Below are 23,021 nucleotides of genomic sequence, written 5' to 3' on the forward strand. Positions count from 1 at the left end.
GCTGGAAAGCCGAGCGACGGGAGTATAAACCCCAAGCCCGTCGCGTTGATCGACCCGGAACCTGGAATTCGGTTCCCGATGTGTTGCCTGTTGTGACCTTATTTGAACCCGGGATCCTGGGCCTTCCACCAACCGCAGAACTCGTCGAGGGCGGTCCACAGGCTGACCTTGGGCTCGTAATCCAGATAATGCCTGGCCCGGCTGATGTCGAGGGTGAAATCTTTGTTCATTACCTGCATGCCCAGGCGCGATAACGCCGGCTCCGGACGACCGGGCCACATTGCGCAAAAGGCTTCGTTAAGCGCCGCCACGCTGTAGGACAAGCCGTAGGAGCGATAACGGGTCACCTGGGGCAACTCCATTTGGCGCATCACGTAATTGACCACATCCCACACCGGCACCGGCGTGCCGTTGCTGATGTTGTAGGCCTTGCCCAGGGCCGAACCGGTGGCCAGCAAGCTGCTGAGCAGCGCTTCGTTGAGGTTGTGCACACTGGTGAAGTCGACCTTGTTGAGACCGTCGCCGACGATGGCCAGGCGGTTCTTGCGCTGCATTTTCAGCAGGCGCGGAAAAATACTCATGTCACCGGCACCGGTGACGAAACGCGGGCGCAGGGCCAGCACCTCGAGGCCGAACTCCTGGGCGCCGAACACTTTCTGTTCGGCCAGGTACTTCGTGGCCGCATAGGGATGCTTGAAGCGCTTGGGGACTTGCTCTTCGGTCAACCCGAGGTGATCGCGCCCGTCGAAGTAGATCGACGGCGACGACAGGTGCACCAGACGGCCCACGCGCTGCTTGAGGCAGGCTTCCACGACGTTTTCAGTCACCAGCACGTTGCCTTGATGGAAGTCCTGATACTTTCCCCACAAGCCCACGGCGCCTGCACAATGCACCACGGCTTCGACATCGCGGCACAGGTCGCGCACCAGGTCGGCATCACTCAAGTCACCCTGGATAAACTCGGCACCACGTCGAACCAGGTGCTCCACCCCCTCGGCGCGCCGCCCGTTGACCCGCACGTCCAGGCCCTGCTCCAGAGCGAAACGCGCAAAGCGCCCGCCGATGAAGCCGCTTGCGCCGGTGACCAGAATCTTCATGTATTACCCCGTGTTCTTTCATTTTTCATCGCTGTTGCCTTGACGACCGCCATCAGTCCAACGGCACCAACCATTGTCCACAGGCTTGGGCCAGGTGGTCGGTCAACAGGCCCAACAGCTGCCCGCCGCTGCGCCAATGATGCCAGTACAACGGCACATCGATGGGCTTATCTGGCATCAACTCGACCAGCACGTCTTTTTCCAGCTGGTCGCGCACCTGCAATTCAGGCACCAGCCCCCAGCCGAGCCCGGCTTCCGCCAGGCGGATAAAGCCTTCGGACGATGGGCATAAATGGTGTTCGAAACCGCCGTCCACGCCCAGAGAGGCCAGGTAGCGGTGCTGCAGGAAATCATCCGGGCCAAACACCAGTGCCGGTGTGCGCGCCAGTTGCTCGGCACGCACACCGTTGGGGAAATGCCGTGCAACAAACGCAGGGCTGGCCAACGCTCGATAACGCATGGCGCCGAGCAACAGACTGCGGGCTCCGGCCACCGGGCGCTCACTGGCGCAAATGCAGGCGGCCACCTCGCCGGCGCGCATGCGCTTGAGCCCCACCGTCTGGTCTTCTACGACCAGATCCAGCAGCAAATGCTGCTCGGCACAAAAATCGCTCACCGCCTCGGCCCACCAAGTGGCCAGGCTGTCGGCATTCAGGGCGATGCGCAGGCGCTCAGGCATGCCTTCTTCGTCCAGCGCCGGCACCTGGCTTTGCAGGTCGCGCTCCAGCAGCCGCACCTGCTGCACATGGTTAAGCAAACGTCGACCGATATCGGTGGGCGTCGGCGGCGTAACCCGCACCAGCACCGGCTGGCCGATGCGTGCTTCCAATAACTTGATGCGCTGGGAAATCGCCGATTGCGACAGCCCCAATACCTGGGCACCGCGCTCGAAGCCGGCCTGTTCCACCACCGCCGCCAGGGCAGAAAGCAATTTATAGTCGAACATCAGTTTCTCTAATGAGCGATCAGCACTATTGGTTTTTCTTATACAGCCTGGGCCATGAGAATAGCCAGCATCGCTTCTCTCTTTATAAGGACCCTTCACCATGGCTGGCGAAACCGCCCTGGCAACCCTACTGCGCAGCATGAGCCCGCAGCTCAATGACGGTGACTACGTGTTCTGCACCCTGCCTGAGCATCGTATACCGGCCGGTTGCGAGGCCATCGGCAGCTTTCGCGAACAGGAAGGCCTGACCCTGATTCTGGAGCGCCGGCAGGCGGAACAGGCAGGGCTGGCGTTCGACTACATCGCCGCGTGGATCACCCTGAATGTGCATTCAGCGCTGCAAGCCGTGGGCCTGACGGCCGCCTTCGCCAGCGCACTCGGCAAGGCCGGGATCAGTTGCAACGTGATCGCCGGCTACTACCACGACCACCTGTTCGTCGGCCGCGCGGATGCCGAGCGAGCCATGGACGTATTGCGGCAACTGGCAGCGACTTCGGAGTAATGGTTATGTGGCAAAGCTATCTGAACGGATTATTGGTGGCCTTGGGGTTGATCATGGCCATCGGCACACAAAACGCATTTGTATTGGCGCAAAGCCTGCGCCGTGAACATCACCTGCCGGTAGCGGCGTTGTGCGTGGTGTGCGACGCCTTGCTCGTGGCCGCCGGGGTATTCGGCCTGGCGACGGTGCTGGCCCAAAACCCGCTGCTGCTGGCAATTGCCCGCTGGGGCGGCGCCGCGTTCCTGCTGTGGTACGGCACCCTGGCGTTGCGCCGGGCGTTTTCGACACAGGGCCTGGAGCAAGGCGGCAATCTCAAGGTCCGTTCATTGCGCGCCGTGTTGCTCAGCGCGTTGGCGGTCACGTTGCTCAATCCTCATGTGTACCTGGATACCGTGCTGCTGATCGGCTCACTGGGCGCGCAACAAACCGAACCCGGTGCCTACGTGGCCGGGGCCGCGAGTGCATCGTTCCTGTGGTTCGCCACCCTGGCGCTCGGCGCGGCCTGGTTGGCGCCGTGGCTGGCACGCCCGGCGACATGGCGCCTGTTGGACCTGTTGGTAGCGGTGATGATGTTCAGCGTGGCCTATCAATTGATCAGCGCCTGATGAATATTCCAAAACGCTCTGGAACCTCTATCCCACACAGTTGTTGCGTGGTTTTGCCGCACCCCCGGTGCTATGATCCGGACCCTGCGCCGCAAAGAGTACAAACTCCCCGGCGCTTGTTTGGCCGCCCGTGATCGGCCTTGCGCTCACCGCAACTGACCTGATTAGGAGAATCATCATGGCTTTCGAATTGCCGCCGCTGCCCTACGCACACGATGCCCTGCAGCCGCACATCTCCAAGGAAACCTTGGAATACCACCACGACAAGCACCACAACACCTATGTCGTGAACCTGAACAACCTGGTGCCAGGCACCGAGTTCGAAGGCAAGACCCTGGAAGAAATCGTCAAGTCTTCTTCGGGCGGCATCTTCAACAACGCCGCTCAGGTCTGGAACCACACCTTCTACTGGAACTGCCTGGCACCAAACGCCGGCGGCCAACCTACCGGCGCGCTGGCTGAAGCCATCAACGCCGCGTTCGGTTCGTTCGACAAGTTCAAGGAAGAATTCACCAAGACGTCCGTCGGCACCTTCGGTTCCGGTTGGGGCTGGCTGGTGAAAAAGGCTGACGGTTCCCTGGCCCTGGCCAGCACCATCGGCGCCGGCAACCCGCTGACCAGCGGCGACACCCCGCTGCTGACCTGCGACGTGTGGGAACACGCCTACTACATCGACTACCGCAACGTACGTCCAAAGTATGTGGAAGCGTTCTGGAACCTGGTCAACTGGAAGTTCGTGGCTGAGCAGTTCGAAGGCAAGACCTTCACTGCCTAAGCGACGCTTGCAGTAGAAAGAGCCCGGCGATTGCCGGGCTTTTTTATGCCTGAAAAAAGAACCCCATTCAGGAAAGGTGGAACTCACCGGCACGAACCTGCCACCCAAGCGGTGAGAGAAATAACTCTCTCGTTTATTTTCAGGAGTAGCAATTATGGCTGGTGCCGGTATGCCCGGAATGGGTGGTGGTGATGACTTGTTGCAGAGGGCCCTCTCAGCGACCACCCCACTATTGGGAGATGGGATAGAAATGGGGCTGAAAATGGGGATGCAACTGCTCACAAGTTTGGCGGGCGGGGGCGGCGGCCAAGGGGGAGCCTCCGGAAAACCAGGTGAGGATGTCCATCAGCCGTCAGAGCGATACAATGGTTAATAAACCTGCTGACGATCCCGCGCAGAGTGCCTATCAGGCAATCGCCTGAACCCTGTGTTGTGCAAGAGAGCGGCGGATATGATCCGCCCTCTCCCCTCCCGAACGCCCTTCGATAGACTACAGCCCCCCAGCCGCAATGTCCCTTTGACTGCCATCACCAGATTGCCAATACTCATGGCATATTGAAGGCCACCCGCATGAGACAAGGAATGCCCCTTTGAAGCTGGAACTCAAGAACAGCTTGTCGGTGAAGTTGCTACGGGTCGTGCTGCTGTCGGCGTTGATCGTGGGCGTGACGCTGAGCGTGGCGCAGATCGTTTTCGATGCCTACAAGACGCGCCAGGCCGTGGCCGGTGATGCCCAGCGCATCCTCGACATGTTTCGTGACCCCTCGACCCAGGCCGTCTATAGCCTGGACCGCGAGATGGGCATGCAGGTGATAGAGGGGCTGTTCCAGGACGAGGCGGTGCGCATGGCCTCCATCGGCCATCCCAACGAAACCATGCTGGCAGAAAAAAGCCGCGCCTTGCAGCACTCCCCCAGCCGCTGGCTCACCGACCTGATTCTTGGCCAGGAACGCACCTTTACCACCGCCTTGGTCGGCAAAGGCCCCTACAGCGAGTATTACGGCGACCTGAGCATTACCCTCGACACCGCCACGTACGGCCAGGGCTTTATTATCAGTTCGGTGATCATCTTCATTTCCGGCGTGTTACGCGCCTTGGCCATGGGCCTGGTGTTGTACCTGGTGTACCACTGGCTGCTGACCAAGCCGCTGTCGCGGATTATCGAACACCTGACATCGATCAACCCGGACCGCCCCAGCGAGCACAAGATCCCGCAACTCAAGGGCCACGAGCGCAACGAATTGGGGTTGTGGATCAACACCGCCAACCAGTTGCTCGAATCCATCGAGCGCAACACCCACCTGCGCCATGAGGCGGAATCCAGCCTGCTGCGCATGGCCCAGTACGATTTTCTCACCGGCCTGCCCAACCGCCAGAAACTGCAGGAGCAATTGGACAAGATCCTCATCGACGCCGGCCGCCGCCAGCGCCGCGTAGCGGTGCTGTGCGTGGGACTGGATGACTTCAAAAGTGTCAACGAGCAGTTCACCTACCAGGCCGGCGACAAATTGCTGCTGGCCCTGGCCGATCGCCTGCGCGCCCACAGCGGTCGCCTCGGCGCCCTCGCCCGCCTGGGGGGCGACCAGTTCGCGCTGGTACAGGCCGATATCGACCAGCCCTACGAAGCGGCCGAACTGGCGCAAAGCATCCTCGACGACCTGGAGGCGGAGTTCGCTCTCGACCACGAGGAAATTCGCCTGCGCGCCACTATCGGCATCACCTTGTTTCCCGAAGATGGCGACAGCACCGAGAAGCTGCTGCAAAAAGCCGAACAGACCATGACCCTGGCCAAGAGCCGCTCTCGCAACCGCTATCAGTTCTATATCGCCAGCGTCGACAGCGAAATGCGCCGTCGCCGCGAGCTGGAAAAAGACCTGCGCGACGCTCTCAGCCGCGACCAGTTCCACCTGGTCTACCAGCCGCAGATCAGCTATCGCGACCAGCGTGTGGTAGGCGTGGAAGCCCTGATCCGCTGGCAGCACCCGGAACACGGCCTGGTGCCGCCCGACCTGTTCATCCCGCTGGCAGAACAGAACGGCACCATTATTCCGATCGGCGAATGGGTACTGGACCAGGCCTGTCGACAATTGCGCGAATGGCATGACCTGGGCTTCACCGAACTGCGCATGGCGGTCAACCTGTCCACCGTGCAGTTGCACCACACCGAGCTGCCACGGGTGGTCAACAACCTGATGCAGATCTACCGCCTGCCGCCGCGCAGCCTGGAGCTGGAAGTCACCGAGACCGGCCTGATGGAAGACATCAGCACCGCCGCCCAACACCTGTTGAGCCTGCGCCGCTCCGGGGCATTGATCGCGATTGATGATTTCGGCACCGGCTATTCCTCCTTGAGCTATTTGAAAAGCCTGCCCCTGGACAAGATCAAGATCGACAAAAGCTTCGTCCAGGACCTGCTGGACGACGATGACGATGCCACCATCGTTCGCGCCATTATCCAACTGGGCAAAAGCCTGGGCATGCAGGTCATCGCGGAAGGCGTGGAAACCGCGGAGCAGGAGGCCTACATCATCTCCGAGGGTTGCCATGAAGGTCAGGGTTACTACTACAGCAAACCCCTGCCGGCCCGAGAGTTGGCGGCTTTTTTGAAGCAGGCCGAGCGCAATGGCGCGGCCATTCTCTGACCGGGCAAAACGATACTGAATATTTCCCGCGTATAACTCTTTACACAAAATGCAAATCTTTCGCATTATGTCGCAGTTTTGCGCGACCCCCGCGCGCCCATCAACAACCGAAGCAGGATGTTCGCCATGATTCGTATGCCCCTGGCCACCGCCAGTCTGCTGGCCATTGCCATTTCTCTCGCCGGTTGCGGCGAAGGTAAAGACAAGCCCGCAGCAAACCAGGCGCCGACCCCGGCTGCCAGCACTACCGCTCCAGCGGCTGCCACCCCTGCCGGCCAGGTCGACGAAGCGGCCGCCAAGGCCGTGGTTGCGCATTACGCCGACATGGTCTTCGCGGTGTACAGCGATGCCGAGTCCACGGCAAAAACCCTGCAAACCGCAATCGACGCCTTCCTCGCCAAACCGAACGACGAAACCCTGAAGGCCGCCCGCGCCGCCTGGGTTGCCGCGCGCGTTCCGTACCTGCAGAGCGAAGTGTTCCGCTTCGGTAATACCATCATCGACGACTGGGAAGGCCAGGTGAATGCCTGGCCCCTGGACGAAGGCCTGATCGACTACGTCGACACATCCTACGAGCACGCGTTGGGTAACCCGGGCGCTACCGCCAACATCATCGCCAACACCGAGATCCAGGTCGGCGAAGACAAGGTCGACGTGAAGGACATCACCCCGGAAAAACTCGCCAGCCTCAATGAGCTGGGCGGTTCCGAAGCCAACGTCGCCACCGGCTACCACGCCATCGAATTCCTGCTCTGGGGCCAGGACCTGAACGGCACCGGCCCAGGCGCCGGCAACCGCCCTGCGTCGGATTACCTGACCGGCGACGGCGCAACCGGCGGCCACAACGAGCGCCGTCGCGCCTACCTGACCGCCGTGACCCAACTGCTGGTCAGCGACCTGCAGGAAATGGTCGGCAACTGGAAACCCAACGTCGAAGACAACTACCGCGCCACCCTGGAGGCAGAACCTGCCACCGACGGCCTGCGCAAAATGTTGTTCGGCATGGGCAGCCTGTCCCTGGGCGAACTGGCCGGTGAACGCATGAAGGTTTCCCTGGAAGCCAACTCGCCGGAAGACGAACAGGACTGCTTCAGCGACAACACCCATTACTCGCATTTCTACGACGCCAAGGGCATCCGCAACGTCTACCTGGGCGAGTACACCCGCGTCGACGGCACCAAACTGACCGGCGCCAGCCTGTCGTCCCTGGTGGCCAAGGCCGACCCGGCTGCCGACACCGCGCTGAAAGCGGACCTGGCGGCGACCGAAGCGAAAATCCAGGTCATGGTTGATCACGCTCAGAAAGGTGAACACTACGACCAGTTGATCGCGGCCGGTAACGACGCAGGCAACCAGATCGTGCGTGACGCCATCGCCGCCCTGGTCAAGCAGACCGGTTCGATCGAAGCCGCTGCCGGCAAGCTGGGCATCAGCGACCTGAACCCGGATAACGCTGATCACGAATTCTGATCAGTGCGGTGTTGAATGAGGCGGCCTTCGGGCCGCCTTTTTTTTACCTGCCTTTCACAGTAGGACCACCACCCCTCCCACATTTGATTTGCGTCGCTTTCAAGGCCCGGTTTACATGCCCGGCACCCCAGGTAGAATGGCGCCTCTGCCCTATTTCGAGCTCACTTCATGGCGTTGCCGACCCTACGCATCATCGGTTTCATCATCGGCATCTTCCTGATCACCCTTGCGATCGCCATGGTCGTGCCCATGGCCACCCTGGTGATTTTCGAACGGACCAGCGACCTGCCCTCGTTCCTCTGGGCCAGCCTGATCACTTTTGTCGCCGGGCTTGCCCTGGTGATTCCCGGTCGTCCCGAACACGTGCACCTGCGTCCGCGAGACATGTACCTGCTCACGGTCAGCAGTTGGGTGGTGGTATGCGTGTTCGCCGCGCTGCCGTTCCTGCTGACCCAGCACATCAGCTACACCGACTCGTTTTTCGAAAGCATGTCCGGTATCACCGCAACCGGCTCCACGGTGCTGAGCGGCCTGGACACCCTGTCACCCGGTATTCTGATGTGGCGCTCGCTGCTGCACTGGCTCGGCGGCATCGGCTTTATCGGCATGGCGGTGGCGATCCTGCCGCTGCTGCGTATCGGTGGCATGCGCCTGTTCCAGACCGAATCCTCGGACCGCTCGGAGAAGGTCATGCCCCGCTCGCACATGGTGGCGCGGCTGATCGTGGCGGCCTACGTCGGCATCACCATCCTCGGCAGCCTGGCGTTCTGGTGGGCCGGCATGGGCCTGTTCGATGCGATCAACCATGCGATGTCGGCGATTTCCACCGGTGGCTTCTCCACCTCGGACGAATCCCTGGCGCACTGGAAACAACCGGCGGTGCACTGGGTGGCGGTGGTGGTGATGATCCTCGGCAGCTTGCCGTTCACCCTGTACGTGGCCACCTTGCGGGGTAATCGCAAGGCATTGATCAAGGATCAGCAAGTACAAGGCTTGCTCGGCCTGCTACTGGTGACCTGGCTGGTGCTCGGCACCTGGTACTGGTGGACCACCAATCTGCATTGGCTGGATGCCCTGCGCCATGTGGCGTTGAACGTCACATCGGTAGTAACCACCACCGGTTTTGCACTGGGGGACTACAGCCTGTGGGGCAATTTCTCACTGATGCTGTTTTTCTACCTGGGCTTCATCGGCGGCTGTTCCGGCTCCACGGCGGGCGGGATCAAGATTTTCCGCTTCCAGGTCGCCTATATCCTGCTCAAGGCCAACTTGAACCAGCTGATTCACCCGCGCGCGGTGATCAAGCAGAAGTACAACGGCCACCGCCTCGACGAAGAGATCGTGCGTTCGATCCTGACCTTTTCGTTTTTCTTCGCCATCACCATCTGCGCCATCGCCCTGGCCTTGTCGCTGCTTGGCCTGGACTGGATGACCGCACTCACCGGCGCCGCCAGCACAGTGTCCGGCGTCGGCCCGGGCCTGGGGGAAACCATTGGCCCGGCCGGCAACTTCGCCAGCCTGCCGGATGCGGCCAAGTGGATCCTGTCCCTGGGCATGCTGCTGGGCCGGCTGGAAATCATCACAGTCTTTGTTCTGTGCATTCCGGCGTTCTGGCGTCACTGACCGTCGACGCGTCCTGCAGTCGCGCCCGGTATTCGCCGGGCGTAGCATCGAACCAGCGGCGAAACGCGCGAAAGAAGTTGCTCGGGTCGGCAAAGCCCAGCAGGTAGGCGATCTCCAACAGGGTCATGCTCGGCTGCGCCAGGTACTGCTCGGCCAGTTCGCGGCGGGTGTCGTCGAGCAGGGTCTGGAAACTCGTGCCTTCTTCCTGCAGGCGCCGCTGCAAGGTGCGCTGGGACAGGTGCAGGGTCTGGGCCACCACTTCGCGCTTGGGCTCGCCCTGGGGCAGCAGTCGGCACAGCACCTGCCGCGCCTTGTGGGTCACACGGCTTTCGGAGAACCGCGCCAGGTACTCACCGGCAAATCGATCGTGCAACAGCGCCATGGCCTCGTTGGCCGTGGGCAGGGGCGCGTCCATGTCGGCGCGCTCAAAGATCAGCGCGTCATACGGCGCATTGAATTCCAGCGGGGCATGGAACGCTTGTTTATAGGGGGCCAGGTCTTCCGGTTGATCGCCCTGCAACAGCACTTTGCGGGGTTGCAGGGTCCGCCCGGTGAGCCAGCCGCACAGCGCCAACGCACAGGCCAGGGAGGCTTCGGCGCTTTGTCGGGTCGGCGGAAGATGATCGCCATGCACCGTCAGAATCAGCGCATAGCCTTCAGGTAATAGTCGGAAACTCAAGTCGGCACTTTCGGCGATGATCCGCTGGTAACGCACCAGGCGCATAAAGCCCTCGGCCAGGGTGTTGCTGGACATCAAGGCGTAACCGGCCACATGAAACGACGCCGGGCGCACCACCTTGCCCATGTTCAGGCCAATCGCCGGGTTGCCCGACAGCTCGACTGCGCGCTGCCACAGGCGGGTCATGGAGTCCTGCGGGAACCGCGCATCGGGGTCACTCAGCGCGGCGTAGTCCAGGCCCAGTTGCTTGAACAAGGCGCGGCAATCCAGGCCGTCCATTTCCAGTGCCTTGACTATCCCCATCGCCCAGCTTGCAGAAGTTGTTCGTTCGCTCATGGCGTCTTCTTAATAAAGCAGGCTCAAAACGGCAGCCAGGAAAGCCAAGGATACTAAAGTGGCATCTATTGTCACTGGCTGTTACCACTGATCACTCTAGACTCAAATAAGCTCCCCGCCGAACATCTGTTGGGCGGCACAACAATCAAAGGGCCGGCCACAGTGGAAAACCTCAAGCGATTCAACAGCTTTGCCGAGTTTTACCCCTATTACCTGACCGAGCACGGCAACAGCACCTGCCGGCGCCTGCACTTTATCGGCACTACCCTGGTGATCGGCATACTGGCCTATGCCATCGGCCGAGGCTCACTGGGGCTGTTATTGGCCGTGCCGATTGCCGGTTACAGTTTTGCCTGGATCGGGCACTTCTTCTTCGAAAAGAACCGTCCGGCGACCTTCCAGCACCCGTTCTACAGCTTGCTGGGGGATTTTGTGATGTACCGCGACATGATCCTCGGTAAGGTGCCGTTCTGAGCGATGTGACCTCTTGTCACTTGCGTAAAAACGATAAAAGGTTCGTACACCCGGCGATATAAAAGTCTTTTTGTCATTTACAGTGCTGTATCCTGCCAAGGCTTTTTGAGAGCGCGGAATCACCTGCGATTGAAAAAACAGACTTTGCGAGGAGCGACGACGATGCACGAGATACCTAATCTCCCCTTCCCAAGCCTGCACGAAACTGAGCAGCCAACACCGCAGCAGGCCAGCGCGAAGCAGCCTGAGGCCAAAGAAGCAAAACCAGTCGACAGCAAGAGCCAGGACTGACGCCGTACCAGACCGTGTGGAAAGCGTACCTTTGAACGCTTTCCACACTGCCTGAATCACCCCCGAGGTACCCGCCATGACAGACACCCTCCCGGACACCGCCGTACTCGACACTGCCCTGCAGATGGTCGACGTGTGGAACCGTCTCAGCGCGGACAAACAAGCCTTGCTGCTCAAGCGCTTCGGCACCCAGGAAAACGCCCTGGCCGCTCTGGTCACCACCCAGTTACTCGCCCCCCTTCAAGCCTGACGTCTTTTTGATCTGACGTTTTTGCGTTTTACCGCCCTGCGCACGCCCAAGCCCCGGTATCATTAGCAGCCTATCTTTACCTGCTGCGACAGTGGACCTCTCCCATGCCAGATACCCAGCGCCCCATGGCGGTCACGCTGCAAGTTGTTTCCATCGTGTTGTTCACCTTTATCGGCTACCTGAATATCGGCATTCCCCTGGCCGTGTTGCCGGGCTATGTCCACAGCGAACTGGGCTACGGCGCAGTGATTGCCGGCCTGGTGATCAGCGTGCAGTACCTGGCCACGCTGCTCAGCCGCCCCTATGCCGGCAAAATCATCGATAACCTGGGCAGCAAGCGGGCGGTGCTGATCGGCCTGGTGGGCTGCGGCGCGAGCGGCGTGTTCATGTTGCTTGCGGCGTGGTTTTCAAGCGTGCCGGCCGTCAGCCTGGCCAGCCTGCTCATCGGTCGATTGGTACTGGGCAGCGCAGAAAGCCTGGTGGGCTCAGGTGCCATCGGCTGGGGAATCGGCCGGGTGGGCGCGGCCAATACCGCCAAGGTCATTTCGTGGAACGGCATCGCCAGTTACGGCGCGCTGGCCGTCGGCGCACCACTGGGCGTATTGCTGGTGAGGCATTTCGGACTGTGGAGCATGGGTGTCAGCATTATCCTGCTGGCGGTCGTCGGCGTGCTGCTGGCCTGGAACAAAGTGGCCGCGCCGATTGTGGCCGGTGTGCGCCTGCCCTTCATGAACGTCCTGGGCCGAGTCCTGCCCCACGGCTGCGCGCTGGCCCTGGGCTCCATCGGCTTTGGCACCATCGCCACCTTTATCACCCTGTATTACACCACCCAGCATTGGGATAACGCGGTGTGGGCATTGAGCCTGTTCGGCGCCAGCTTTATCGGTGCGCGCCTGCTGTTCGGCAACTTGATCAACCGTATCGGCGGCTTTCGCGTGGCGATCGCCTGCCTGTCGGTGGAGATCCTCGGCCTGCTGCTGTTGTGGCTGGCGCCGGATGCCAACCTGGCCCTGGCCGGCGCGGCGTTGAGTGGGTTCGGCTTTTCCCTGGTGTTTCCGGCGCTGGGAGTGGAGGCGGTCAACTTGGTGCCCGCGTCCAGCCGTGGTTCGGCGGTGGGCGCCTATTCGCTGTTTATCGACCTGTCGCTGGGCATTACCGGGCCGCTGGCCGGGGCTGTGGCAGCCGGCTTCGGCTTTGCGTCGATCTTCCTGTTCGCCGCCCTTGCCGCCCTCGGTGGGCTGCTGCTGAGTGTCTACCTGTACCGGCAAGCACCCAAGGCCCGCGAAACGCGCGATGCCTAGAAGTCGACCTTGCCGCGCCCGGCCTTGATGCTGCCGCGCTTGGTCTTGGATTCCAGGCGACGCTTTTTCGAGCCCAGGGTGGGCTTGGTCGGGCGACGCTTCTTCTCGACCTTGGTGGCACTGAGGATCAGCTCCACCAGGCGCTCCAGCGCGTCGGCGCGGTTCTGTTCCTGGGTCCGGTACTGCTGGGCCTTGAGCACCAGCACGCCCTCACTGGTGATACGACTGTCGCGCAGCGCCAGCAAGCGCTCCTTATAGAACTCCGGCAGCGACGACGCCGGGATATCAAAGCGCAGGTGCACCGCGCTCGACACCTTGTTGACGTTCTGCCCGCCGGCACCCTGGGCGCGGATGGCGGTCAGCTCGATTTCGGCATCGGCCAGGTGCACATTGTTGGAAATAACCAGCATCACTCAATAAACCCTAGGCAACAGACACGCCCAATCAGGACAACAACCTCAACAACAAGGACGCATAACAATGAAAATACTGTTGGTCTCTTTGCTCGGCACCTTATCACTCATTCAAACGTCACTGTCCTTTGCAGATAATGCCAATGGCAAAAACCTCTATTCACAGCGCTGCGCCATGTGCCACGGGCCAGACCTCAAGGCAACGGGGCCGTTGGCCAATAAAAGCAACCCGCCTACACCTGACCTGACAACCCCAGCCTTCAAAAAACGGCTGGCGGCTTACCCGGGCGTGATTGTGTCTTCGGTCATACTTCGCCCGAATGGAGACCTGATCCCAAAAACGCTGCGCGAGAATGGGGTGAAGGTCGCGCCGCATGCCTGGAACGTTAAGGACTTTCGCGACTTGAATGAATACATGAGCGGTGTGATTTCAAAAAGTTGACGGCTTCAAACCGCAAAAAACCCCGCGCCCTATGCAGGATGCGGGGTTTTCCAGGTAGGCGCCTGTTTACTTCAATGCTGCACTCGCGGTGCTCAACGCCGCTTCAGCACTGCGCTTGTTCTTGATCCAGTAACACACCGCCATAAACGCCACCCACAGCGGGATCGCGTACACCGACACCTGGATCCCCGGAATCATCAGCATGATCACCAGGATAAACACCACGAACGCCAGGCACACGTAGTTGCCGTACGGGTACCACAGCGCCTTGAACAACGGCACCTGGCCGGTGCGGTTCATGTGCTGGCGGAACTTGAAGTGGGAGAAGCTGATCATCGCCCAGTTGATCACCAGCGTGGCCACGACCAGGGACATCAGCAGTTCCAGGGCGTGTTGCGGGATGAAGTAATTCATCAACACCGCCACCAGCGTGACCGCCGCCGATGCGAGGATCGAACGCACCGGCACGCCGCGCTTGTCGATCTTGGCCAGCACCTTGGGCGCATCACCCTGCTCGGCCATGCCCAGCAGCATGCGGCTGTTGCAGTAGGTGCCGCTGTTGTACACCGACAGCGCCGCCGTCAACACCACGAAGTTGAGGATATGCGCGGCGGTGTTGCTGCCCAGCATGGAGAACACCTGCACGAACGGGCTGCCACTGTAGGCATCGCCGGAGGCGTTGAGGGTGGCCAGCAGGCTGTCCCATGGCGTCAGCGACAGCAACACCACCAGGGCGCCGATGTAGAAGATCAGGATGCGGTAGATCACCTGGTTGATCGCCTTGGGGATCACGGTGCGTGGCTGGTCGGCTTCGGCGGCGGTAAAGCCGAGCATTTCCAGGCCGCCGAAGGAGAACATGATGATCGCCATGGCCATCACCAAGCCGCCCACGCCATGGGGGAAGAAGCCGCCGTGTTCCCACAGGTTGCTCACCGAGGCTTGCGGGCCGCCGCTGCCGCTGACCAGCAGGTAGCTGCCCAGGGCGATCATGCCGACGATGGCCACCACCTTGATGATGGCGAACCAGAACTCCGCTTCACCAAAGACTTTGACGTTGGCCAGGTTGATCAGGTTGATCAGCACGAAAAACGCCGCCGCCGAGACCCAGGTCGGGATCTCCGGCCACCAGTAGTGCACGTATTTGCCGACGGCTGTCAGCTCGGACATGCCCACCAGAATGTACAGGATCCAGCAGTTCCAGCCCGATAGGAAGCCGGCGAAACCGCCCCAGTACTTGTGGGCAAAGTGGCTGAAGGAACCGGCGACCGGCTCTTCGACGATCATTTCGCCAAGCTGGCGCATGATCATGAAGGCAATGAAGCCGCAGATGGCATAACCCAGGATCATCGACGGGCCGGCGGATTTGAGCACGCCGGCCGAGCCCAGGAACAGGCCGGTGCCGATGGCGCCACCGAGGGCGATCAACTGGATATGCCGATTTTTCAGGCCGCGTTTCAGCTCGCCTGAAGAGGAATGGGGTTCACTCATGAAAAGGGTCTCACGCAAGGTTTGATGATGTTGAATGCAGGTTGCTGCCTTGAATTACCGACTCAAGCAGCGCCGCTCAAACCCCAGCGCAGGCACCAGGAGTACAGCGTCTTTCTAACGGTCATGCGTCACCTGTTTGTTTTTATCTGTGACGAAATCGAACCCGCCGGGCTCGTGGCCAGGCGGAGTGATCAGGGTGGGTAAACCCTGAGGTCTTGGCCTTTTGCGTGGTTACGCAAGGGGGTCACAGTAAAACGCGGCGCATTGTACACCGCTCGACAGCTTCAAGCCGCACCCGCAGCGCACGTGCGACGATCTGTCAGGTATTCCTTACAGCGGTAAATAGGCCAACCATGCCGCGAGCTACACGTAAATTAATCGTTACAGCATGGAAAATCGGCGTTACAGCTGTAAGTTTTTGAAAAAATGGCGGTAGGAAAATTCATCACCATTAGCGAAGCCAGCTCACTGTATTTCCTGAAGAAAAAAAGCCGGCGAAAAAACAGAAGAAAAAATCCAAATGAGACCGTGTCAATAAAATTTTTGCATTACCAAACACTCTCACCTAGGTTCTTTCACTTGCCCAGCGAAGCCCGCTGGCAAGCCGTTCTCAAACAACGTCCTCTAGGAGATACACCATGCAAGCACTGGAAAACGACCTGGAAACCGAACTGCAACTTGACGATTGGTTTGAAGCGCCGACCCACGAGGCCGCCGTTGAAATGATGCAAGCCGATGCCGTGGTGCCATTTGGCACGGCGATGTGGCCTTTCTGACACCCGGCACGTATTCGGCAGGTGCTGTGCACGGCACCTGCCTCCTTACCCAAGGCACACAAGGACATACGTCATGGACAAGGCCCGCGCCGTTGAACACTTTCTCTACTACCTTGCACACCATCCGGCCCTCAGCGGCCTGAACTGCCCCACTGTGCTGCTGGGCCACACCGAGCGCTACGACGCCATCGCCCAGGCGATCGCCCAGAGCAGCGCCGCCCGTTTCAACTTCCAGGTGCAGCGTCTGGACCTGGCCGACAGCGACCGCCTGGCGCAGGCCATCGAAACCTGCGACCTGTACCTGTTCCTCTACGATTCCTCCACCCTGCCCAACCCGCGCGCAGAAGGCCCGGACTTTATCCGCGCCCTGCAGGGCGTGATGGCCGAACACTGGAAGAAATCCCTGCTGTTCAAGGATTACGGCGACTACTTCTACGACACTTTCAGCGTCGAGCCGCAGCGCATCGCCGACCTCAACGCCACGCTGATCCGGCGCATGTCCCAAGCCGCTGTGCTGAGCTTTACCGACAAACACGGCTCACGCCTGCAGGCGCCCATGAGCAGCATCAAGAAGTGGACCAATATCAACGGCATCGGCAACCACGACCTGGCCCCCGGCGAAATCGCCACCCACAGCGAAGCCATCAATGGCCAGGTGCGGTTCGTCGGCACCTTTCTCAGCACCATCCCCTTCGCGCGCAAGTACGGCGTGCTGCAATCACCGCTGGAACTGTGGATCGAAAACTCGACCATCTGCAGCGTGGCCAGTGACGTGCCGGGGCTGGCCGACGACTTCAATAAATACCTGAATGCCAACCCGTCCAACCGCCGGGTGGAGGAGCTGGGGATTGGCACCAATGAAGGGGTGAAGGACCTGTATGCGCGCAATGCCGGGTTCGAGGAGCGCCATTGCGGCTTGCACCTGGGCTTGGGCGGCGGTCAGAAAGGCAGCCATCACCTGGACCTGATCTTTGCCAGCGGGGTGTTGGCGCTGGATGACAAACCGGTGTTTGACGGCACTTTTGCGTTCTGAACACCGACCTTGAAAATGATGGAGATCCAACTGTGGGAAGGAGCAAGCCCCCTCCCACATGCTTTACCTCTATTCCAAGGCAAAAAAACGCCAACCCTAGGGTTGGCGTTTGTGTGCCGCGGTTACATCACTGCGGCTTCTTGCGACCGAAGCCTGGACGCTGCCCCGAACCGGCCGGTGCGCCACGGCGCTTGCCCGATGGCTCGTCCGCTACCAGCTTCAGGCCTGGGCGCTTTTTCGGCGCGGGCTTGGCCGGGCGCTTGGTGTTGGCGCTGTCGGCTGGGTGATCGGATGCCGGAGCACCGCGACCGGCGTCACCACGGTTGCTGCGACCACCGCTTGGCGCGTCACCACGACCGGCTGGGCGTGGGGTGCGTGGCGCACGTTCGCCTTCCTGGCGCGATGGCGCGGTGGGGCGACGCTCGCCTTCGATATGCGGTTGACGCGAGATACGCCCGCCAGTAGCCGGTGCATCCAGCGCCGGGCGCAGGGTGCGGGCAACACGTTCGGTGCGGGCCACGGGGCGCGACGATTTACGCTGCATACGATCGAGCTTGTCTTTGCTCTTGGCGTTCATCTGCGGCATGGCGACCGGCGTCAGGCCGACTTCGGCGCTGAGGATGTCGACTTCGTACTGGCTCATTTCACGCCAGCGGCCCATCGGCAGGTCGGAGTTGAGGAACACCGGGCCAAAACGCACGCGCTTCAGGCGGCTGACCACCAGGCCCTGGGATTCCCACAGGCGACGCACTTCACGGTTACGGCCTTCCATCACCACGCAGTGGTACCAGTGGTTGAAACCTTCACCGCCCGGCGCCTGCTTGATGTCGGTGAACTTGGCCGGGCCGTCTTCCAGCACCACGCCGGCCTTGAGGCGTTCGATCATCTCGTCATCGACTTCACCACGCACACGCACGGCGTATTCGCGGTCCATCTCGTAGGACGGGTGCATCAGGCGGTTGGCCAGTTCACCGTCGGTGGTGAACATCAGCAAGCCGGTGGTGTTGATGTCGAGACGACCGATGTTGATCCAACGGCCTTCCTTGGGCTTGGGCATCTTGTCGAACACGGTCGGACGGCCTTCCGGGTCGTCACGGGTGCAGATCTCGCCATCGGGCTTGTTGTACATGATCACGCGGCGCACCGATTCGGCGGCCTCTTCACGCTTGATGACCTTGCCATCAATGGTGATTGCATCGTGCAGGTCGACGCGCTGGCCGAGGGTGGCCTCGACGCCGTTGACCTTGATGCGCTTCTGGGTGATCCAGGCTTCGACGTCGCGGCGCGAGCCCACGCCGATACGCGCCAGCACCTTTTGCAGCTTTTCGCCTGCAGGGCCGATTTCCTGGCTGTCGTTCTGGTCTTTGTCGTTCATCTTAAGCACCTCCCGGTGGGTCGATTCAGGCGTGGCCTGAAGAGTGTTGAAAGCGGGGCTTTGGCCGAATAGGTCGGCAAAGGGTCGCGAATCATACGCCCATGGCGCGCATTGCGCATCAGAGACTAGTCGATAAGCGCGAGGTCATTGGTTTTTCCGCCGACCGGTGGTGCCCAGGGCACCACTGAACCCTTGTGGGAGGGGGCTTGCCCCCTCCTACATTGGACTGCGTCAGTCTTCGAACTGGCGGCGTTCATTCTCGATGGCTTCGGCCAGGGCCCGGGCTTCGTCTTCTTCGTCGCTCAGGGGCGGTTGTTCGAGGGCGGCGACGGCGGCCAGGAGTTTTTCGCGGGCTTCGGCCACGCCGAGGATATCGTCCTCAGGTTCAGGTTCGACCTCCACACTCACCTGGGCGTCCGGCTCGGCCGCACCATCGCGCAGCAAGTCATCAAAGTCGGTCTTGATGCCCTGCTCCATGTCGTCCAGTTCCAGCAACAACGTGTGGAAACTGGTTTCGTCCTTGGGCTCTTCCGGCTCGGCGGTGGCGTCGGCCAGTTCCTGCAGGCTCGCCGGGACCGGGGCGTCGTCGAAGTCGAGTACCGGCTCGGCTTCCATCTCGCGCAATTCGGCCAGGGGCGGCAGGTCGTCGAGGTTTTTCAGGTTGAAATGGTCGAGGAACACCTTGGTGGTGGCGAACATCGCCGGTTTGCCGGGCACGTCGCGGTAGCCAACGATGCGGATCCACTCACGCTCCAGCAGCGTCTTGACGATATGGCTGTTGACCGCCACGCCCCGCACGTCCTCGATTTCGCCACGGGTGATGGGCTGGCGATAGGCGATCAGCGCCATAGTCTCCAGCATCGCCCGTGAATAGCGCTGCGGGCGTTCTTCCCAGAGGCGGCCGACCCACGGGGAAAACTTCTCACGGATCTGCAGGCGATAACCCGACGCCACCTCGCGCAGTTCAAAGGCGCGGCCGTCGCAGGATTTTCGCAGGATTTCCAGTGCCTTCTTGAACACCGGCGGTTCAGGGCGCTCGGCTTCCTCAAACAGTTCGAACAGACGCTCCAGGGATTGCGGCTTACCCGAGGCCAGGAGAAAAGCCTCCAGCAACGGGGCCAGTTCGCGGGGTTCAGTCAGATTCATCGTTTCAGCTCTTTATTCGGCTCGCGCCCGCACGTGGATAGCCGCAAAAGGCTCATTCTGGACCAGCTCGACCAAGGACTCCTTGACCAGCTCGAGGACCGCCATAAAGGTCACCACCACCCCCAGGCGCCCTTCCTCTGCCGTGAACAGCTCCACAAACGGCACAAACCCGCCGCCCTTGAGGCGTTCGAGCACATCGCTCATGCGCTCGCGGGTGGACAGGGCCTCGCGGCTGACCTGGTGGTGTTCGAACATATCGCCCCGGCGCAACACCTCGGCCATGGACATCAGCAACTCTTCCAGGCTCACGTCCGGCAGCAGCTTGCGCGCGCGGGCTTCGGGGGCGTCGAGCTTGGGTACCACCACGTCGCGGCCGACGCGGCTCAGGCCGTCGATACCTTCGGCGGCGGCCTTGAAGCGCTCGTATTCCTGCAGGCGGCGGATCAGTTCGGCGCGCGGGTCGTCCTCTTCGGCCTCGACCGTCTCCGCGCGCGGCAACAGCATGCGCGACTTGATCTCGGCGAGCATGGCGGCCATCACCAGGTACTCGGCAGCCAGTTCCAGGCGTACCGACTGCATCAACTCGACATAGCCCATGTACTGGCGGGTGATTTCCGCCACCGGGATGTCGAGGATGTTGATGTTCTGTTTGCGGATCAGGTACAGCAGCAAGTCCAGCGGGCCCTCGAAAGCCTCAAGGAAGACCTCCAGGGCGTCCGGCGGAATGTACAGGTCCAGCGGCATTTCCAGCACCGCCTGGCCGTAGACCATGGCAAACGGCAGCTCCTGCTGGGCGCCCGCCTGGCTGTCGACGGTTTCCACGGCTGACATTCAGGCCTCGGCCATAAAGGGCGCAGGATCGCCGCAACCGACACGGATCACTTCAGGTTCGCCGTCGGCCAGGTTGATTACGGTGGAGGCCTTGTTGCCGCCGAAACCGCCGTCGATGATCAGGTCGACCTGTTTTTCCAGCAATTGGCGCATTTCGTATGGGTCTTCCAGGGGCTCGGTGTCGCCGGGCATGATCAACGACACACTCATCAACGGCTCACCCAACTCGGCCAGCAACGCCAGGGCGATCGGATGCTCCGGCACCCGCAGGCCGATGGTGCGTTTTTTCGGGTGCAGCAGCAGGCGCGGCACTTCGCGGGTGGCGTTGAGGATAAAAGTGTAGGGCCCTGGCGTGTGGGCCTTGAGCAGGCGGAAGGTGCCGGTGTCGACCTTGGCGAACAGGCCCAGCTGGGACAAGTCGCTGCAGATCAGCGCAAAGTTGTGCTTGTCATCCAACTGGCGCAGGCGTCTGACACGCTCGACTGCGCCCTTGTCACCGATCTGGCAACCGATGGCGTAGGACGAATCGGTTGGATAGATCACCACACCGCCGGCGCGAATGATCTCTACGGCCTGCTTGATCAGGCGCGCCTGGGGGTTTTCCGGATGAATCTGGAAGAATTGACTCACGGGTTCTACCTGTTCAGACGGTGGCAATAATGGGGTCATGCTTGAATCTCCCCCACAACAGCGGCAAATCTTCCGGGACCGCGCGGTACTCGCCGATCTCGGACCAGCCGCCAGGGCCATGAAAGTCACTGCCGGCGCTGACCAGCAGACCAAATTCGCGAGCAAGGATCGCCAGGCTGCCCACCTGTTCGGCGGGTTGAAAGCCGTTGACCACTTCAATCGCGTGACCACCCGCTCCAATATAGTCGCCAATCAGCTTGCGACGCTTGCTGCGGGTGAAATCGTAATGCCAGGGATGGGCCAGGCTGACCCAGGCCCCGGAGGCCCGCAGGGTCTCGACGGTGTCTTCGAGGGTCGGCCAATGTTGCTTCACATCGCCCAATTTGCCGGCGCCCAGCCACTTGCGAAAGGCTTCGGCACGGTCTTTGACAAAACCCTCACGCACCATCCAGTCGGCAAAGTGCGGACGGGCCGGCGCGTTGCCGCTGTCACCCAGTTCCTGCTGGATGGCGCGGGCGCCGTCGAGGGCGTTGGGCATGCCTTTGAGGCTGAGTTTTCGGCTTATTTCTTCGGACCGCAGCCAGCGGCCATCGTGCAATTGCGCGATAGCCTCCACCAGCGGCGGCGCTTTTTGATCGAAGCCGTAGCCGAGCACATGAATGGTGGCGCCGCCCCAGGTGCAGGACAATTCCACCCCGTTGACCAGCTGCATGCCCAGGGCATGGGCCGTTGTACGGGCTTCGTCGAGGCCTTCGAGGGTGTCGTGGTCGGTCAACGAGAGGACTCGCACGCCTTTTTCAAACGCACGCGCAACCAGTACCGCGGGCGCCAGGGCGCCGTCGGAGGCCGTGCTGTGGCAGTGCAAATCAACATTCACGGGGGGGTGTAACCTCAAGTCAGCTGGCGCTATCGCAACCAAGGATGTTTGTTATTATGCCGCCACATCCAGCTTCTGGCTCTTACTGTGAAACAATTCATCGACTTCATCCCGCTGTTGCTGTTTTTCATCGTTTACAAACTCGACCCCAGGGTCATCGACCTGGCCGGCCATGAGCTGACTGTCGGCGGCATCTACAGTGCCACCGCCGTGCTCATCATCAGCTCTGTGGTGGTCTACGGCGCCATCTTCATTTCCCAGCGCAAACTGGAAAAAAGCCAGTGGCTGACCCTGGTCGCCTGCCTGGTCTTCGGCAGCCTGACCCTGGCTTTCCACAGCGAAACCTTCCTGAAATGGAAAGCGCCGGTGGTGAACTGGCTGTTCGCCCTGGCGTTCATCGGCAGCCACTTCATCGGTGATCGCCTGCTGATCAAGCGGATCATGGGCCACGCGCTGACCCTGCCGGAACCGGTGTGGACACGCTTGAACCTGGCCTGGATCGCGTTTTTCATCTTCTGCGGCGCCGCCAACCTGTTCGTGGCGTTTACCTTCCAGGACTACTGGGTCGACTTCAAAGTGTTCGGCAGCCTGGGCATGACCGTGCTGTTCCTGGTCGCCCAGGGCATCTACCTGTCGCGCCACCTGCATGACACCGAGCCTACTACGCCGAAAACCGAGGACTGACATGCTCTACGCCATCATTGCCACCGACGTCGCCAACTCGCTGGAAAAACGCCTGTCCGTGCGCCCGGCCCACGTCGAGCGCCTGAAAGTCCTTCAAGCCGAAGGCCGCATCGTGCTGGCCGGCCCGCACCCGGCCGTGGACAGCAATGACCCGGGCGACGCCGGTTTTACCGGTAGCCTGATCGTCGCCGAGTTCGCCTCGCTGGCCGATGCCCAGGCCTGGGCCAAGGCCGACCCCTATGTCGCCGCAGGTGTCTACGCCGACGTAGTGATCAAACCCTTCAAGCAGGTCCTGCCCTGATCCTGGTGGCGCCGAACCTATTGAGGGCGGCGCA

General features: G+C 61.2%; 24 protein-coding genes. 14 read left to right on the forward strand and 10 right to left on the reverse strand.

Going from position 1 to position 23,021, the window contains the following annotated elements:
• Positions 1-98: 98 nt before the first annotated feature.
• A complete protein-coding gene (locus NIBR502773_RS08875; RefSeq protein ID WP_141155875.1) occupies positions 99-1,097 on the reverse strand; it encodes an NAD(P)-dependent oxidoreductase in 999 nt (332 codons plus the stop codon).
• Between the two features lie 52 nt (positions 1,098-1,149).
• The gene (locus NIBR502773_RS08880; protein WP_141155876.1) at positions 1,150-2,043 is read right to left on the reverse strand and encodes a LysR family transcriptional regulator ArgP; all 894 of its coding nucleotides are present in this window, start codon (positions 2,041-2,043) and stop codon (positions 1,150-1,152) included.
• A 100-nt stretch (positions 2,044-2,143) separates the two neighbouring features.
• Here NIBR502773_RS08880 and NIBR502773_RS08885 point away from each other — a divergent pair, with 100 nt between their 5' ends.
• The 6 genes from NIBR502773_RS08885 to NIBR502773_RS08910 all read left to right on the forward strand — a co-directional run bounded on the left by NIBR502773_RS08885 (position 2,144) and on the right by NIBR502773_RS08910 (position 9,660).
• On the forward strand, positions 2,144-2,545 hold the full coding sequence (locus tag NIBR502773_RS08885) for an ACT domain-containing protein (protein WP_141155877.1): 402 nt from the start codon (positions 2,144-2,146) through the stop codon (positions 2,543-2,545).
• 5 nt (positions 2,546-2,550) lie between these two features.
• On the forward strand, positions 2,551-3,150 hold the full coding sequence (locus tag NIBR502773_RS08890) for a LysE/ArgO family amino acid transporter (protein WP_141155878.1): 600 nt from the start codon (positions 2,551-2,553) through the stop codon (positions 3,148-3,150).
• Positions 3,151-3,328: 178 nt separating this feature from the next.
• Positions 3,329-3,925, forward strand: coding sequence for a superoxide dismutase (locus NIBR502773_RS08895; RefSeq protein ID WP_003212997.1), 597 nt, complete (start codon positions 3,329-3,331; stop codon positions 3,923-3,925).
• 590 nt (positions 3,926-4,515) lie between these two features.
• Entirely contained in the window at positions 4,516-6,567 is a 2,052-nt protein-coding gene (locus NIBR502773_RS08900) for a bifunctional diguanylate cyclase/phosphodiesterase (protein WP_141155879.1), read from the forward strand.
• Between the two features lie 126 nt (positions 6,568-6,693).
• Positions 6,694-8,037: an imelysin family protein gene (locus tag NIBR502773_RS08905; protein WP_141155880.1), complete on the forward strand. Its 1,344-nt coding sequence runs from the start codon at positions 6,694-6,696 to the stop codon at positions 8,035-8,037.
• A 168-nt stretch (positions 8,038-8,205) separates the two neighbouring features.
• The gene (locus tag NIBR502773_RS08910; protein ID WP_027605582.1) at positions 8,206-9,660 is read left to right on the forward strand and encodes a TrkH family potassium uptake protein; all 1,455 of its coding nucleotides are present in this window, start codon (positions 8,206-8,208) and stop codon (positions 9,658-9,660) included.
• Here the strand turns inward: NIBR502773_RS08910 and NIBR502773_RS08915 are convergent.
• Complete coding sequence (locus tag NIBR502773_RS08915; RefSeq protein ID WP_141155881.1) at positions 9,617-10,675, reverse strand: AraC family transcriptional regulator; 1,059 nt, start codon at positions 10,673-10,675, stop codon at positions 9,617-9,619. The genes NIBR502773_RS08910 and NIBR502773_RS08915 overlap by 44 nt on opposite strands.
• 162 nt (positions 10,676-10,837) lie before the next feature.
• On the opposite strand from NIBR502773_RS08915, the gene NIBR502773_RS08920 reads away from it, so the two are divergent.
• The 3 genes from NIBR502773_RS08920 (at position 10,838) to NIBR502773_RS08925 (ending at position 12,991) form a co-directional block, all read left to right on the forward strand.
• Positions 10,838-11,149 (forward strand): DUF962 domain-containing protein, encoded by a 312-nt coding sequence (locus NIBR502773_RS08920; protein WP_027605580.1) that lies wholly within the window; start codon positions 10,838-10,840, stop codon positions 11,147-11,149.
• Between the two features lie 367 nt (positions 11,150-11,516).
• Entirely contained in the window at positions 11,517-11,690 is a 174-nt protein-coding gene (locus tag NIBR502773_RS30625) for a hypothetical protein (RefSeq protein ID WP_162844272.1), read from the forward strand.
• 104 nt (positions 11,691-11,794) lie between these two features.
• The gene (locus NIBR502773_RS08925; RefSeq protein WP_065939143.1) at positions 11,795-12,991 is read left to right on the forward strand and encodes an MFS transporter; all 1,197 of its coding nucleotides are present in this window, start codon (positions 11,795-11,797) and stop codon (positions 12,989-12,991) included.
• On the opposite strand, the gene arfB is transcribed toward NIBR502773_RS08925, so the two are convergent.
• Entirely contained in the window at positions 12,988-13,401 is a 414-nt protein-coding gene (arfB, locus tag NIBR502773_RS08930; RefSeq protein WP_099239996.1) for an alternative ribosome rescue aminoacyl-tRNA hydrolase ArfB, read from the reverse strand. The two genes, NIBR502773_RS08925 and arfB, sit on opposite strands and share 4 nt — an antisense overlap.
• Before the next feature lie 70 nt (positions 13,402-13,471).
• On the opposite strand from arfB, the gene NIBR502773_RS08935 reads away from it, so the two are divergent.
• Positions 13,472-13,846, forward strand: coding sequence for a cytochrome c (locus NIBR502773_RS08935; protein ID WP_141155882.1), 375 nt, complete (start codon positions 13,472-13,474; stop codon positions 13,844-13,846).
• A 66-nt stretch (positions 13,847-13,912) separates the two neighbouring features.
• On the opposite strand, the gene NIBR502773_RS08940 is transcribed toward NIBR502773_RS08935, so the two are convergent.
• Entirely contained in the window at positions 13,913-15,334 is a 1,422-nt protein-coding gene (locus NIBR502773_RS08940) for an amino acid permease (protein ID WP_141155883.1), read from the reverse strand.
• Between the two features lie 638 nt (positions 15,335-15,972).
• On the opposite strand from NIBR502773_RS08940, the gene NIBR502773_RS30630 reads away from it, so the two are divergent.
• Together NIBR502773_RS30630 and NIBR502773_RS08945 are read left to right on the forward strand one after the other, a co-directional pair.
• Entirely contained in the window at positions 15,973-16,110 is a 138-nt protein-coding gene (locus tag NIBR502773_RS30630; protein WP_003175756.1) for a hypothetical protein, read from the forward strand.
• Between the two features lie 73 nt (positions 16,111-16,183).
• Entirely contained in the window at positions 16,184-17,143 is a 960-nt protein-coding gene (locus NIBR502773_RS08945) for a leucyl aminopeptidase (protein ID WP_141155884.1), read from the forward strand.
• 127 nt (positions 17,144-17,270) lie between these two features.
• Here NIBR502773_RS08945 and rluB read toward each other — a convergent pair whose 3' ends face one another.
• From rluB to NIBR502773_RS08970, 5 genes are all read right to left on the reverse strand, one after another.
• A complete protein-coding gene (gene rluB, locus NIBR502773_RS08950; protein WP_027605574.1) occupies positions 17,271-18,518 on the reverse strand; it encodes a 23S rRNA pseudouridine(2605) synthase RluB in 1,248 nt (415 codons plus the stop codon).
• 231 nt (positions 18,519-18,749) lie between these two features.
• On the reverse strand, positions 18,750-19,664 hold the full coding sequence (scpB, locus tag NIBR502773_RS08955) for an SMC-Scp complex subunit ScpB (RefSeq protein ID WP_092488925.1): 915 nt from the start codon (positions 19,662-19,664) through the stop codon (positions 18,750-18,752).
• Positions 19,665-19,676: 12 nt separating this feature from the next.
• A complete protein-coding gene (locus NIBR502773_RS08960; RefSeq protein ID WP_169898658.1) occupies positions 19,677-20,375 on the reverse strand; it encodes a ScpA family protein in 699 nt (232 codons plus the stop codon).
• A 120-nt stretch (positions 20,376-20,495) separates the two neighbouring features.
• Complete coding sequence (locus NIBR502773_RS08965; RefSeq protein WP_027605571.1) at positions 20,496-21,125, reverse strand: L-threonylcarbamoyladenylate synthase; 630 nt, start codon at positions 21,123-21,125, stop codon at positions 20,496-20,498.
• A gap of 13 nt (positions 21,126-21,138) precedes the next feature.
• Positions 21,139-22,002 (reverse strand): PHP domain-containing protein, encoded by an 864-nt coding sequence (locus NIBR502773_RS08970; RefSeq protein ID WP_141155885.1) that lies wholly within the window; start codon positions 22,000-22,002, stop codon positions 21,139-21,141.
• 87 nt (positions 22,003-22,089) lie between these two features.
• Here NIBR502773_RS08970 and NIBR502773_RS08975 point away from each other — a divergent pair, with 87 nt between their 5' ends.
• Both NIBR502773_RS08975 and NIBR502773_RS08980 read left to right on the forward strand, forming a co-directional pair.
• Entirely contained in the window at positions 22,090-22,686 is a 597-nt protein-coding gene (locus tag NIBR502773_RS08975) for a septation protein A (protein WP_027605569.1), read from the forward strand.
• Position 22,687: 1 nt separating this feature from the next.
• The gene (locus NIBR502773_RS08980) at positions 22,688-22,987 is read left to right on the forward strand and encodes a YciI family protein (protein ID WP_027605568.1); all 300 of its coding nucleotides are present in this window, start codon (positions 22,688-22,690) and stop codon (positions 22,985-22,987) included.
• The last annotated feature ends 34 nt before the right edge of the window (positions 22,988-23,021 follow it).

Origin of the sequence: Pseudomonas sp. NIBRBAC000502773 (assembly GCF_006517195.1) — a bacterium.
Taxonomy (GTDB): Bacteria; Pseudomonadota; Gammaproteobacteria; order Pseudomonadales; family Pseudomonadaceae; genus Aquipseudomonas; species Aquipseudomonas marginalis.